This is a genomic window from Ktedonobacter sp. SOSP1-52 (genome assembly GCF_016587395.1).
The window spans coordinates 138,995-152,500 of the sequence record NZ_BNJH01000006.1; the positions used below are offsets into that span (position 1 = coordinate 138,995).

Sequence of the window (13,506 nt, forward strand, 5' to 3'; positions counted from 1 at the left end):
TGATTATATTGCCCTTTAAATATTTATATCATTCAGACTATTAAGCGCTGAGAGTGATCCCCATAGGGATGACTTTTTTCCCATCGGTACCAGCCGGACTATTTTCTCGCTTCCGGGACGCATGTGGAAGTAGTTGTCTTCTGGTAGGTACTGGTTCGCTTGTATCGCGACTGCCTGAGCGAATTTTTCAGCTTTTATGTGCAGTTCGTAAGTGCCATCTTCCAGGGGACGAGCGTGGGCTTGTAGGCCGACTGACTGCTCGCGGGTATTGGGCAAGCCCTGGGGGAAGTAGAAGGCTTCTCCAAGTACCTGGCCTGTCTCCTGGGCGCTTAGGGTAGCAACCACGAGATCCTGTCCCGGTGGACCAAAGCGGAAGGCGTAGGTCAGGTCCAGGAAATGCCCAAAGAGCTTCTCAGTGTGCAGTTCTTGCGCACCGCGCGCGGGCAGCAGGATTTCAGCGTTTACTGTCTCCAGGAGCGTGGCTGGCAGGCGATAGCGTGTGAGCTGTACCACGGCAGGGATGTTGTGCTCAGTGTCGTTGACAAGGTGTAAACTCAGCCCACTCAAGCCCTCGTCCGTGAAGAAACAGGTAGTGGGAGCCAGCACGCGACGCAGGTAGTAGTAGGGCGCTTTGGGATAGCCCGTGGAGTCTATTACGCCCCAGCCTGCTCCTGGCCAGAGGTCGCGATAGAACCAGATCAGCCCTCCCTGACAGGAGGAGCGCTGGCGCCTCCATTCAGCGAAGACGGAGGCCATGACTTCGCCCGTGGTAACGCGTCCCAGCGCTAGATAGCGCTGCATGTCCGCGTAGCGCAGTTTCATAGGCTCAACGCGGAAGAGCTTCTCCAGGTAGTAGTCGCGGATATCGTCGAAGTCCCAGCCGGGGCCGTTGTCGCGTGGCACACGCGCCTTCCACCTGGGATGATGGACGGGCGACTGATTGGGTTTCAAGAACAGGTCAAGCGTCTGATCTTCAGGGATATTGGCGAAGGAGAGGCACTCGGTGACAAAGCGTACTCCGCTCTGGCGCGCATCCTCCAGCGGTCGCAGATAGGCCCCTACGCCTTGATAGTTTGAGGTCCCAGCATTGACCTGAAATGGGAGCGCGCCCCCATTTGGCGTCGATGACCAGTAGGGGACGTCTGTGTAGCTCTGGCAGAGTTCTGGCAGGAGCTGCTCAAAGAAGGCGTTACTCCAGCGCTCCTCGGGTAGGCCCAGCATCGCCACCTGTTGCGCGATCTCGCTATTGCCACACAAGAGTGCGAGGGACGCATGCCGTTGCAGGCGTTGTAGCATCTGCTCGCACTCAGCCTGCACGTTGGCGAGGAAATCCTCCTGCGTAACTGGATACTCCATATTGGCGAACATAAAATCCTGCCAGACCAGGATGCCCAGCTCGTCGCAGAGGGTATAGAAGGCCTCATCCTCGTAGACCATCGTGCCACCGACGCGGATCATGTTCATGCCGGCATTTTTAGCGCTCAGAAGTGCCTCGCGGTACTCCTGTGGAGAGGCTGTGAGGGTCACAATGTTGAGAGGCGTCCAGCAGGCACCGCGACAAAAGATAGCTTCTCCATTGACACGGAGGCTGAAGTCTTCTTGTTCAGTGCAGAGCTCAAGTGTGCGGAAAGCCAGCAAACCACAATCTATCTCCGCCACGGTATCTGGATAATAAAGCTGAATGCTGGCGGGATAGCGTGGTTGCTGCCCATGGGTATGTGGCCACCATAGCGCGATATCATTGAGCCGGGCCTCGCCGGTAAGGGCAAAGGTGACTGGCGTATCGGTTTGCACCTGTAAGGCAACAGTGGTCTCGCCAACACGTAGCGTGGCATGGTTTGGCACGCCTCCATCCAGGCTCCTGGCCTGGAGATCCAGACTCACGACACCCGTATTCTCTTGTACCTTTGGGCGGATGCGCAGGTGCTCTATGGCGAGGGTCGAGCGCTCCACCAGGAAGATAGGTTGCCAGGGTCCAATTGCCTGGATGGGAGGCGACCAGCCAGGAATTTTGCCTAGCAGCGTCGTGCGAAACCAGCGCAGTTGCTGTTGCTCAACCAGATTAGTGCGCCAGCGTGGACGTGGGCGTTTTTGCGCTAGCAGAGCAGTGAGGGCGTGAAAATGGAGATAGAGTTCGTTTCGCTCAGTGAGGAGCGGCGTCACGTCCACCTCATAGGCTCGGAACATGTTCTCGGCCTGGAGTATGAGCTTGCCATTCAGCCAGACATCTGCGATCGTCGCCAGACCTTCGAACGCGAGAGTGTAGTGTTTTCCCTCCATGCTGGCGGGTGCCGCGAAGGTGCAGTGATACCACCAGTCATGCTCGTCGGCGTTCGGAGGTGTGTTGAAGTCCCAGGGCTGATGGCGTTGTAGCATCTGCATGACCGTGCCAGGTACAGGGGCCGCAAGCCAGCGCGCGGTCTCTGATGCCAGTTGCTCCGGGTTTTGATAGCTGCCCGGAGCAACTGAGATGAGTTCCCAGCCATCGTGCAGCGAGATCTGTCGATGCGTAGACGCCTGAAAAGTGGGATGCATAGCCTTGTCTCTTTCTTCCTATGCCAGGTTGGCGAGAATATGCTGCATGGCTTGATCCCAGTGCATCGCCATCTCCTCAAAGTAGGGGAGATGGTCCAGGGGTTTCTTGTTTCTGACCACGCGCGCGGCCCGCAGCAGGAAGACCTGAGTGCCGCTGGAGATAGCCTCCAGATGTGCCGCGGCCTCTTTGAAATGGGCACCCTGGTAGTCCGCCAGCCATTGAAGGAAGAGACTGGCATAGGCATAACAGGCGCCATACTGTCGCAGGGTCGCAAAGGCATATTGGTGATAGGCTTGCAGGTCAGGGAGCGCCGCCAGGTGCGCCTGGAAGTGCTGGCTATAGGTCGTGAAGGGATTGGCTGATGGAATGCGTCGACTATAGCCGCGTAATAGCTCAAGCGCTAACGTGGACAATTCTTGATCCGCGTGGCGCTGTAAACGGTCAAATTTGGCGAACTCGACGTAGGGAGGGAGAATTGCCGTTCTGCCCACCTGGGTATCTGGATGGAAGATGCCGTCGAAATCCTCACCTTGCAGGCTATAATAGCCGCTGTTGTGGAAGTAATGGAGTTCACGTGCCTCGGGATCAATCGACTGGATACCAATCGTGGTCTTCTCATGCATGCGATGATAATTTGTATCGCTCACATCTGGCAGATAGAAGGCATCGACCTCCACAAGCGTTAGGCGATCCCGACCTGTCTGCTCACAGATCTGCGGCAAAAGCGCGTTCCAGATATTCAATTCCTGGACATCGATGCCGTAGAGCAAGAAGAGATCATGAATGGGAAACTTGAAAAATGTCCACTGATCTCCCTCAAAATCGATGGAGAGCGTAAAGGCGAAGCAGGCCAGGGGATTGACATGCAGGGTATGCAAAATTTCAATCCATAGATCTACATAGCAGTTGGACTGTGGCCAGTGATTGGTGCTGCTATGGAGCCAGTGCGGTGTATAGCTCTCAACATCGATACTCGTTACAAGATGTTTCATACGGTCAACCTTTTTCGCACTTCAACGGGCCATGCAGCGCTATCCAGTCCATGCTTGCGGAAGAGGGCCAGGGCGATGCGTTCCAGGCCAAAGCCGATACACGAGGTATGCGCGATCTCGCCGCTAGCGGTATAAATGCCAAACTTGCTCGCGAAGTGGTCCTGGTGATAATTGCAGGAGGAGATGGCGGTCAGATGCTCGCTTGAATTGATGGGTGAGAGCAACTCGAATTTTAGCTGTTGTTCCTGCTGGCTGGCTGCGAGCAGGCGTCCGCCGGGACCGAAGAAAGGATCATTGGCGGGTGCGACTACTGGCTCCAGGCCCAGTGAACGCAGGAACGCGTCGCCTCGTTTAATCCACTCGCCATGCCACTGCTCAACCGTGTGGGCGTCCGCGATGCGAATGAACTCGTGCTGGCGGAAGGACTGCATGCGAGCGGGATCGGGCGAAGGCTCGTGGCGGAAGCAGAAGCAGCAGACGTCAACCAGGCGTCCATCTTCTGGAAGCGTGCCTGTGAGGGTAGGATAGACGGGATAGCAGGCGGCAGGAATCAAGACATCCTGCGTTGAGGGGAGGGATTGGCTCCAGTCCTGGCCCTCTTCCATCGCGTTCAGCAACTGTTGATGCTCGCGATGCTTGCCAGTGAAGGAGTGAACCGAACCCAGCAACTGAGGGAAAGATTTCATGTAGCCTGTCTGTTCAACGGTTGCCCGGTTCATGACAGGTGGGAAGCGCATAATATCCGCGCCCATCTCGCGCCCGATATCGGTCAGTAGCTCATCAATACGGCAGATAACGTTCTCCATTACGCCGCTTTTGCCATAGATGCCCTGCACGCCAGAAGGAATCAGTAGACCATGGGCAATTAACTGGTCAAGAAACGTGCTTTCGTGGGCTGAAAACTCTCGCGCCATCTTCTTCTATCTACTTTCTATGCTTCTTCTTTATGAACGAGCAGTAGGGCAGCATTGGTGGTATTGAGGCGATCATTGCTGATCATAAGGCTGGCGGAATAGGCATCGCGCAAGTGGCGCCCGATGCTAAAGGGAGAATCTTCTTTATAGCCAGCCATACCGCAAATGTAGAGAGCCTGCTGCGCCACCTGTATCACAAGTTGTGAGGCAAGAGTTTTGACGTTATTCTGCCGAATGCTATAGCCCATGTCGGAGGCTTTTTCTGCCGCATGCTCGGGATCGCGCAGGATGTCTTCGTATTCCTGCACCGCGGTGGCGAGCGTTGCGCGCATCAATTGCAGGTTGCTATTGGCCTCGACCAGTCGGCCATCACCTGGAAGGGAGGTTGTCCTGAGTTGGCGAGCCTTGGTTTGCATAAACTTACGTGCGCGCGAAAAGGCATCAATGGCGATGCCTTGCCAGCAGGCGGCCCACAATAGGTGCGAGAAGGGGACCATCGTTAGGGGAGCGATATCCGCGAAAGAGGTGCTCAAAACTTGTTCCGCGGGGAAGGTAGAGGTGATGTTGAAGCCCGGGCTACAGGTGCCACGCATGCCAAAGGTATTCCAGGTTCCTGTCTGCTCTAACTGGGTCGTGGGGCGGGTGAGCAGCACAAATACCTGGTCGCCAGGAGCCGCTTCAGGTGAGCGGCGGGCCGTTACCAGGTAACCATCTGCATACGAGCCATAGGAAACTGTGGTGGCTTTTTTGAAGAGGCGGCAGCCTTCTCCATCTTGCTCGACGGCGGCAACACTGCTGCGAATATCCCCGCCCACGCCTACCTCAGAGGTGGCTGATGCCAGGAGAAGCTGGTGCTCGGCGATCTCGCGTAGATACTGCTGAAAGAAGGGGGAGTTTTGTTCATGATGGACCAGGCAGGCTACTTGGATCTGATGCATGGCCCAGATCATCGCCGTTGAGGCACAGTATTGCGAGAGGGTTTGGGCGATTGCAATCAAGTCGCTAAAACTACATTCGTCACCGCCATATTGGCGAGGAATATAGAGCGAGAGGAGACGTGCCTGGCGTAGCGCGTCTATAGCTTCGTGAGGGAAACGCGCCTCGCTGTCCACACTGGCCGCTGCCGGTTGAGCGATTGTTTTGCCGATATGGCGTACTTTTTGGATCAGGTCATCTCGATTTGAAATAACCTCGGCAACAGAATGAATAGTTTCCATTAAAGAGATAAGTCTCCTTTGCTGTGCTTAGGAAGCATAAAGATATAGATATTGTAGTTTGAGTAAACGCAAAGAGCAGAATAAAATGGGATGTATAGATCTAGAATAGGAATTTTTATTTATCAATATATAGCTCCCCAAGGGAACCCTGTAGCTGTGTACTGTTTTTGAAACTCATGGATATCAATGCCGTAAGACATATGTCGTACTTTATCTATCACACTATAATATAGCCCATCTGTTTCGTCAACAGAGAAAAATCGCCAGCAAGGGCTTCAGAGGCTGCATTGTACCACTACAGTAAGGCAACGTCCTTTTACCCTTTGGTCCCACCCGGTATATTCGATCTCTAGAAAACAGGGTTTCTCAAAAGTCCGGTGAGAGGTGAAAAGGAAGAGTCAATCCAGTAGAATGCAGGGACTCAAAAACCCAAAGCATTCAAGGAGCGACTCATGATGGACTATACAGCATTGTTGAAAGAAAGCCAAACGGAAGGGGTCTTCTCATCGAGGCAAGTCCCATCCTTGTATCTGGTCTGCCAACAGCTCACAGATGGAAGAAAAGCACGAGGGAAGCGCTATGACCTTGCAGGAATACTGCTGGTGCTGGTCTGGGCAAAACTGGCGGGAATGAGCAGTATCCTGGCGGTCAGTGAATGGGCAAAAGATCAGGAGGCAGCGATCTGCAGCAGTGTGGGGCTGGGGTGGAAGCACATGCCCTGTGCTAACACCTACAGCTATGCCCTGGAACGTTTAGACAGTCAACAGGTCAATGCCCATCTGGCCGCCTGGTTTGTACGCCAGATGGCCCAACGACCGGGAGAAGAACGAGACGACCGGCACGCCCACCTGGCCATTGATGGCAAAACACTGAAAAGTACGGGAGAGCAGGCCTATGGAGGAGAGCATCCGCAACAACACCTCTTGCATATTTATGAAGCAGAAACTGGTGTCGTCCTCCAACAAATTCCGATTGGCACCAAGACCAATGAGGTCGGAGCTCTCAAACCGTTTCTGACCGAAGTGTTGTGCAAAGGGCGAGTGATCACTGCTGATGCAGCGCAAAGCTATCATGAATTTCCACGCCTCATCAAGCGGGCTGGTGGCGAGGTCATTCTTATCATCAAGGACAATACGCCCAATGCTTTCGCCGATCTCGAACTGTTTTTTGAAGATCCATACGCAGATCGACGGACGTGGCAATCGTTTAGCCAACTTGAAAAGGGCCACGGTCGTCTCGAACGTCGCTCAATCCTCACTAGCCCTGATCTCAATGGCTTGTTCTTTCCAGATTGGGGGGAGATTGGGCAAGTGTTTCGTTTGCAACGCGAGCGAACGATCAAGGGAAAGCACTGTTGTGAAGTCTGGTATGGATTGACGACGCTTTCTCCGCGCCACTGTCTGCCAGAACGTCTTCTCCGCTACATTCGGGCACACTGGAGAGTGGAAAATCATCTTCACTGGCGGCGGGATGCGCTCTTAGGAGAAGATCGGTGCCGAGTTCGTTGTGTCCCCGTGATGGAAATGCTAGCTGTGCTTAATACGGTGGTTCTGTCCTTCATGCAGCTCCATCGGGTTTCTACGGTTGCCAAGCAATTGCGTCGTTTCTCTTTTCATCCTGAGGAGGCCCTTTCCTGGTTGTTTCAGGACTTTTGAGAAACCCTGTCTAGAAAAGAGAAAAGATTGACATGTACAATTGAAGACTTTTATAATGGGCAATATTCGAAGAAGTCGTCATAGCGATCGAAAAATAGCAAATATATGCAAGCATCACCATATCGGGTGGGTATAGATCTCGTACCTGTAAAACATATCCAAGAATCTATTGAACGCTTTGGCAAAATCTATCTAAACACTCTCTTTACTGAGGAAGAGCAGGCCTATTGTTGCAGCCATACCAGTTCTCAAGCGGTTGCTCAGAGCTTCGCCGTGCGCTTCGCGGCGAAGGAGGCAACGGTGAAGATCCTGCGTCCTGAACCTTTTTGGGGCGATTGGCGTGAGATCGAAGTCAGGCGCGCCCCAGATGGAGCCTGCGATATTGTTCTTCATAGTACAGCTGCTGAACTGGCGGAGCAACGGGGAATTTATGCTCTTTCTCTCAGTATGAGCCATGAAATAGAATATGCTACAGCTATCGTGATTGCCGATCTTGTATCCAGCTAAACGTTGGATGCTCCTGTGTATATATCATTTTTATCTTTCTTTACTTCTCTCATAGAAGGGACTTGGAACAAAAATGAATGAACGTATTCGAACTATCTTACGTGAGAATGCACGTTTACCAATCAATGTAGACACGCTGAGCGACGATGCGAATCTCTATGATGCCGGGCTCTCTTCTCATGCAAGCGTGAATGTTATGCTTGCCCTGGAAGATGAATTTGAAGTAGAGTTTCCCGCTCGCTTTCTCAATCGTGCCTCTTTCTCTAGCATCGCTAATATTCAGCATGCACTCAGTGAACTGGTCGGCGATTCCAGCTTAGTTGGTAACGATTAGTGTATTAAGAATAGAGCGCTGGCGGGTGCCAATGCTCTATTCTCATTTTCTTTACCTCTGACTTTGTCTCCCTTGTCTACACATAGCGCTTCAGCCAGCGTAGCAGGCGTTCGTAGTAGTCTTTGATATGCTTGCGCTCGCTTAGTCCATGGCGCTCTCGGGGATAAATAACGCATTCGACAGGCACGCCGCGCTCGCGTAGGGCTCGGTAAAAGGCGTAGGCCTGAGCCACGGGAACGGCTGGATCGGCGTCGCCATGCAGGATGAGCGAGGGTGTCTCGATACGCCCGGCGAAGGCCAGGGGCGAGTTTCGCAGGTAGGCTTCGGGATTCTCCAGGGGATTTTGCATAAGCAGGCGCGTGTCGGCATCGGGAATATTTGAGCCGGCATGCATACCAATCCAATCAATGATAGCTGCGCCGATAAGGGCTGCTTTGAAGCGCTTTGGCTCCTGCGTAATCGCCCAGCCACTCAAGAAGCCACCATTGCTCCAGCCACCAATGGCGACGCGCTCGCCATTCACTAGCTTTTGCTCTACAAGATAGTCGATTCCATGTAGGATATCCTGAAAGTCTTTGCCACCCATATCACCCAGGACGGCATCTGCAAAGGCAACCCCATGTCCCCAGCTACCGCGCATGTTGGGTTGCAGGACCGCGAAGCCTGCCGCCGCCAGAAATTGCACGAAGGGTGACCAGCTATGCTGGCGCGCCCAGGATGGGCCGCCATGTACCTCAACATAGAGAGGGGGCAAGCTATCTCCGCTCTGGTACAGAGGCGGTGTATAGATGGCATCGATTAGCCAGCCATCGACGCTGAGATAGCGGATCTCCTGGCTGGGCGCCAGAGCCAGCGTCTCTTCCTGGAGCTTATTGACATAAGTCAGGCGTCTCCAGACAAACTGGGCTGTCTCCTGAGCAATGTCCGCTAGCCAGACTTCATAGGGCTGAGTCGAAGAGGAGCGTACAGCGACCAGGCGTTTAAGATCGGCGCTCACGCCTGGAAAGCCGATGCTGAGATCAAGGATACAATCCTGGTTCTCGCGCTCTAGCAGGGTAATGGCGCCATCCTGCTCATTGATCAATCCAAGCTGGGCGTTGGCTCCATACCAACCTGCATAGAGCAATTGCTTGCCCCCGGGGAGCCAGCGACACCAGCCTGGGCTACAATCGATGCCCGGCGTGAGGTTGCGTGTCTCTCCTCCCACGACGTTGATGACAAAGATATCTCCCCCGCCGCGACAGGGATCGCTCCATTCGCCCGAGATATACGCCAGACGTGTACCATCAGGCGACCAGGCAAGGCCACTGGCTTGGCGCGTCAGTTTGGTTAGCTGTCGCACCGCGCCCCCCTGTATGGAGACGATGCCTATCTGTCCTCGGTACCAATCGGTATCATCTGGGCCAGTAGAATAATAAATAGCCACGTGCTTACCATCAGGCGACCAGGCATACTCCCAGACCGTAATATTCTCCTGAGTAAGAGGACGAGGAGTGTCGCCGTGGCGATGAACGGCCCAGAGACGCTGATGTGATGCGGGCGCCAGGACCAGCGGATCCTTTTCAGGCTCCTGACCAGTACGCGCGAGAAAGCCAATATGTGAGCCATCAGGTGACCAGATTGGCTCCTCCAATCCTCGTGACATGCTACAGATACGCCGGGCTTTGCTCTTCCCATCAAGGGCGCGCACGAAGAGCTGTGGGAGCTCTGGCTCGCCATCAAGGGCCACGAAGGCCAGTTCTTTGCCATCAGGCGACCAGCTGGCTCCCCACTCGCTCTTGGTGTTTCCACCAAAGGGGACTGGTTCACCGCCCTGCGTATCAACCAGCCAGATGCGCCTGCTCCTTTTCTGCTGCTCTCCTTCAAATGACCAGAGCGTATAGGCTACCTGGCGCCCATCGGGTGAGATCGCTGGTGTTGCGGGAAAGTAGGTGGCAAAGAGAGTCTCACTCTGGACGGGTATGCGTGGAATAAAACTTTCATGCTTGTTGGTATCCCTGACCACGAAGGACCTCTTTTCTAGAAAAGAAAAACGATATTTATCAATATGCTTTGCCACTATATCATACTTTACGGCCTGGGGTGCTATTGGCCAGCGAATACATGTGCTATGAAACTTTCTTTTTATTAAACTAAAAATTATATTTTTGCACTTTCTATGGACATAGCTATTCTGTATCAGATACAATGGCCGCCGAGAACCCTTTCACACCTGTGGTGCCACTAGGTACCTGAAGATGAGCTTGTGAGAAATTTACGGCAGGATCTGGTCAGCGATAACGGCAGGATCTGGTCAGCGATAGCAGAACCAGGCATCTGAAGATGAGCTTGTGAGGGATTTGTGACAGTATCGGATCAAGAGCAGCAAAAACAGAAGCAAGCAATGCAACGCGAGAAGAATATGGTCGCACTCTCCTCGGTGGGAGCAGCCATAGGCTTGACGGCTTTGAAACTGGTTGTTGGCTTATTGACTGGTAGCCTGGGCATTCTGGCTGAGGCGGCGCACTCTGGACTAGACTTGATCGCCGCGCTGATGACGTTTTTCGCCGTTCGCTTCGCCTCGCGCCCAGCCGACGAGTCGCATCACTATGGGCATGAAAAGATTGAGAATCTCTCCGCGTTTCTGGAGGCGGTCCTATTGCTCGTAACGGCGCTCTGGATCATTTATGAAGCCGTACGTCGTTTGCTGTACCACGAAGGGCATGTTGAGATTAGCATCTGGGCTTTTGTGGTGATGGGTATCTCCATTATGGTTGATTTCACACGCTCACGCGTCCTGTTACGCGTAGCCCGCAAAGTGGGTAGTCAGGCTCTGGAGGCCGATGCCTTACACTTCAGCACCGATATCTGGAGTTCGGCGGTAGTGATTATTGGCTTGTTTATTGTACTTGTCACAAATGCGTTGCATCTCCCTGTATGGCTGACTCAGGCTGATGCGGTAGCCGCCCTGGTCGTCTCATTTATTGTCATCTGGGTGAGCGTGCAACTGGCGAAGGAAACGCTTGATGCCCTGCTGGACAAGGCTCCGCACGCGCTTATTTTGCCGATCACCGGGCATGTGCGAACTCTACCTGAGGTGCTAGAAATCCGTCGCTTACGTGTGCGTCGCGCTGGCAATACGTATTTCATCGAGATCACCATCGCTGTCGCGCGCACCCTGACTTTTGAGCAGACGCACATGGTGAGCGAGCAGGTTGAGGATGCGGTGAGCCAGGCTGTACATGAACAGGCTGAGCAAGCAGAGGTCGATATTGTCGTGCATGCAGAGCCGATGCGTTCGCCGGGTGAGACAATTGCCGAACGCCTGTATCGCCTGGCGGAGAGCCAGGGCGTACATATTCATGATATTCATCTGCGCGCCGTGGGTAGTCACCTGGAAGCCGATGTCGACCTGGAGGTCCCCACAGATCTGTCATTGCAGGAGGCTCATGCTCAGGCGTCACGCTTTGAGCAGACCATTGTCGCCTCTGAACCACAGATACAGCGCGTGACCACACATTTAGAAGCGCCAGAGACCCATGTTGCCGTGCGCAATGAGGTCACGGCAACATATCCTCAACTGGTAGACGCGATCCGCCAGCGGGTAGACGAAAAAGTGGGTAGGGAGCGGGCGCATGATATTCACCTCTATTGTGCTCAGGATGAGGGCGGGCGGGCGCGGGAAGGCTTAACCCCCGAGGATATGTCTCAACTCGACCTGACATTCCACCTGATTTTTCAAGCGCATGCCCCTGTAAGCCAGGTACATATCCAGGCCGAAGAGGTCAAGCGTGATCTGCGGCAGCGCTTTCCATGCTTAGATACGATTACGCTCCACATGGAGCCTCCCGAAGAAGATGGGGGTGTCAACTAGCGAAATTGTGCCTGTGTGAAGCATTTACTGGCATGCAGTCGCGCACTGCTGACACATGTTGGCACAGGCGTGCATCTGGGCGTCTTCCTGAAACTGCTGACAGATCTGGGCGCACTGGTGGCAAGCCTCAGCACAGAGACCGCGTGTACGTTCCTGAAGCGGCGACTGGCGTAGCGTGAGATCCTGTGTAAGCTGGCAGATTTGCGAGCAGTCGATTAGCGCTTGTACACAATCGCCTTGCAGGAGGCGTCCTCCCTTGTGAAGGCAATAGTGCAAAGTTTGTTCACAGACAGCATGGCAGTAGTTGCAGGCTTGTGTGCATTGCCGCAAGTGGCTCTCTATAACAGGTTCATGCATAACGGCTTTCCTCCTTGTAGGGTCCATGCTAGTTTAGACTTTGCAAGCGCTCCAGCGAAAGGGTCCATGCATTGCATGGGCTCTACAGATTTTGTGAATGTACCAGAGTAAAGGCAGAAATATTAGCAGTACACGTTTGCTGATGTCAAATCGTAACATCAGAGGTAGACAATATTCACACAAGCCTGCTTCCTGGAATACAATAGAGAGGCAACTCGCTATATTGAGGAGGAGAGATAGCTTATGCGCTCGGCTGAAGAGAACAGCTCCTTAAATCCCAACCTTACAGGTCCAGCGCGACGCGATCTGCCTGAAGGTATGGTAGTAGCCCCCCGCTGGGCTGCGATCCTTGGCTCTCTGATGCTAGGTGTGCTTTATTTCTTCCTACCCGCGAAATTGCGCCTGGGTCCTGCCTGGCTTTTGCTGGCGATTGAGATTGTAGCATTATGCCCAGCGATCATTGCACGTTTGTTTGGGCGGCGCCTCCCTCATTTCACGACTCGCCTGCTGACATTACTTACGCTAGGGGTGGTCACGGCGGCCCTGGCTATTGGTGTCTTGTTGCTTATTGTGACTTTACCAGCGGATAAGCATGCCCAGATCCTCTTCTCATCAGCCATTGTGCTATGGTTGTTTAACATTCTTGTTTTCTCACTCTGGTACTGGGAGGTGGATGGAGGAGGGCCTGTCAAGCGTCACCAGGCCGGACACAAGGCTGTTGATTGGCAGTTTCCTCAACAAATAGGCGGAAATGATGGCAGTTGGGCGCCTCACTATCTTGATTATCTCTTCGTGGCTTTTACCACAGCCACTGCGCTCAGCCCCACCGATACGATGCCCCTGACGCGTCGTATTAAGGCCTTAATGATGGTCCAGGCCCTGATCGCCATGTCATTGATCGTTATTGTAGCGGCCCGAGCGATTAACATGCTTTAGGGCAGTCAGGGTATGACCATATTTATATTTAAATGTGACGACTAACCATGTTCGCACCACGATGTACTACGCCTGGCGCAATACGCCTACCAATAGTACCGATTTCTCGCATTGTTTGACAGTACAGAACAGCTGTGGGATAATGCCCTCACTCCAAACACACGGTAAACAGCGACAATCACCGGTTTGATCGGTGCTCCTGTCC

11 protein-coding genes are annotated in these 13,506 nt (G+C 53.6%); 5 read left to right on the plus strand and 6 right to left on the minus strand.

Annotated features, from left to right (window positions below; genetic code table 11):
* Window positions 1–15: 15 nt before the first annotated feature.
* The 4 genes from JMJ16_RS45790 to JMJ16_RS45805 are packed head-to-tail and all read right to left on the minus strand — an operon-like array spanning window position 16 to window position 5,659.
* Window positions 16–2,535: a glycoside hydrolase family 2 protein gene (locus JMJ16_RS45790; protein WP_201392496.1), complete on the minus strand. Its 2,520-nt coding sequence runs from the start codon at window positions 2,533–2,535 to the stop codon at window positions 16–18.
* An 18-nt stretch (window positions 2,536–2,553) separates the two neighbouring features.
* Complete coding sequence (locus tag JMJ16_RS45795; RefSeq protein WP_201392498.1) at window positions 2,554–3,528, minus strand: DUF1839 family protein; 975 nt, start codon at window positions 3,526–3,528, stop codon at window positions 2,554–2,556.
* Window positions 3,525–4,442 carry an amino acid--[acyl-carrier-protein] ligase gene (locus JMJ16_RS45800; protein ID WP_201392500.1) on the minus strand — a complete coding sequence of 306 codons (918 nt, stop codon included), beginning with the start codon at window positions 4,440–4,442 and terminating at the stop codon, window positions 3,525–3,527. The genes JMJ16_RS45795 and JMJ16_RS45800 overlap by 4 nt, the downstream gene beginning before the upstream one ends.
* 17 nt (window positions 4,443–4,459) lie before the next feature.
* A complete protein-coding gene (locus JMJ16_RS45805) occupies window positions 4,460–5,659 on the minus strand; it encodes an acyl-CoA dehydrogenase family protein (protein WP_201392502.1) in 1,200 nt (399 codons plus the stop codon).
* Between the two features lie 452 nt (window positions 5,660–6,111).
* On the opposite strand from JMJ16_RS45805, the gene JMJ16_RS45810 reads away from it, so the two are divergent.
* The 3 genes from JMJ16_RS45810 (at window position 6,112) to JMJ16_RS45820 (ending at window position 8,155) form a co-directional block, all read left to right on the plus strand.
* Entirely contained in the window at window positions 6,112–7,314 is a 1,203-nt protein-coding gene (locus JMJ16_RS45810; protein WP_236601193.1) for an ISAs1 family transposase, read from the plus strand.
* A gap of 105 nt (window positions 7,315–7,419) precedes the next feature.
* On the plus strand, window positions 7,420–7,821 hold the full coding sequence (locus tag JMJ16_RS45815; protein ID WP_201392504.1) for a holo-ACP synthase: 402 nt from the start codon (window positions 7,420–7,422) through the stop codon (window positions 7,819–7,821).
* A gap of 73 nt (window positions 7,822–7,894) precedes the next feature.
* Window positions 7,895–8,155: an acyl carrier protein gene (locus JMJ16_RS45820; RefSeq protein WP_007919184.1), complete on the plus strand. Its 261-nt coding sequence runs from the start codon at window positions 7,895–7,897 to the stop codon at window positions 8,153–8,155.
* Between the two features lie 76 nt (window positions 8,156–8,231).
* Here the strand turns inward: JMJ16_RS45820 and JMJ16_RS45825 are convergent, their stop codons facing one another.
* Window positions 8,232–10,160 (minus strand): S9 family peptidase, encoded by a 1,929-nt coding sequence (locus JMJ16_RS45825; RefSeq protein WP_201392506.1) that lies wholly within the window; start codon window positions 10,158–10,160, stop codon window positions 8,232–8,234.
* Window positions 10,161–10,496: 336 nt separating this feature from the next.
* Between JMJ16_RS45825 and JMJ16_RS45830 the strand changes: the two genes are divergently transcribed.
* A complete protein-coding gene (locus tag JMJ16_RS45830; protein ID WP_201392508.1) occupies window positions 10,497–12,008 on the plus strand; it encodes a cation diffusion facilitator family transporter in 1,512 nt (503 codons plus the stop codon).
* Window positions 12,009–12,032: 24 nt separating this feature from the next.
* On the opposite strand, the gene JMJ16_RS45835 is transcribed toward JMJ16_RS45830, so the two are convergent.
* The gene (locus JMJ16_RS45835; protein WP_201392510.1) at window positions 12,033–12,365 is read right to left on the minus strand and encodes a four-helix bundle copper-binding protein; all 333 of its coding nucleotides are present in this window, start codon (window positions 12,363–12,365) and stop codon (window positions 12,033–12,035) included.
* 243 nt (window positions 12,366–12,608) lie between these two features.
* Here JMJ16_RS45835 and JMJ16_RS45840 point away from each other — a divergent pair, with 243 nt between their 5' ends.
* Entirely contained in the window at window positions 12,609–13,301 is a 693-nt protein-coding gene (locus JMJ16_RS45840; RefSeq protein ID WP_201392512.1) for a DUF1345 domain-containing protein, read from the plus strand.
* The last annotated feature ends 205 nt before the right edge of the window (window positions 13,302–13,506 follow it).

What these genes read in the sequence shown, in the direction of transcription:
- JMJ16_RS45790 (WP_201392496.1), bottom strand. Translation starts at nt 2,535, where the DNA reads ATGCATCCCACTTTTCAGGCGTCTACGCATCGACAGATCTCGCTGCAC.
- JMJ16_RS45795 (WP_201392498.1), bottom strand. Translation starts at nt 3,528, where the DNA reads ATGAAACATCTTGTAACGAGTATCGATGTTGAGAGCTATACACCGCAC.
- JMJ16_RS45800 (WP_201392500.1), bottom strand. Translation starts at nt 4,442, where the DNA reads ATGGCGCGAGAGTTTTCAGCCCACGAAAGCACGTTTCTTGACCAGTTA.
- JMJ16_RS45805 (WP_201392502.1), bottom strand. Translation starts at nt 5,659, where the DNA reads ATGGAAACTATTCATTCTGTTGCCGAGGTTATTTCAAATCGAGATGAC.
- JMJ16_RS45810 (WP_236601193.1), top strand. Translation starts at nt 6,112, where the DNA reads ATGATGGACTATACAGCATTGTTGAAAGAAAGCCAAACGGAAGGGGTC.
- JMJ16_RS45815 (WP_201392504.1), top strand. Translation starts at nt 7,420, where the DNA reads ATGCAAGCATCACCATATCGGGTGGGTATAGATCTCGTACCTGTAAAA.
- JMJ16_RS45820 (WP_007919184.1), top strand. Translation starts at nt 7,895, where the DNA reads ATGAATGAACGTATTCGAACTATCTTACGTGAGAATGCACGTTTACCA.
- JMJ16_RS45835 (WP_201392510.1), bottom strand. Translation starts at nt 12,365, where the DNA reads ATGCATGAACCTGTTATAGAGAGCCACTTGCGGCAATGCACACAAGCC.
- JMJ16_RS45840 (WP_201392512.1), top strand. Translation starts at nt 12,609, where the DNA reads ATGCGCTCGGCTGAAGAGAACAGCTCCTTAAATCCCAACCTTACAGGT.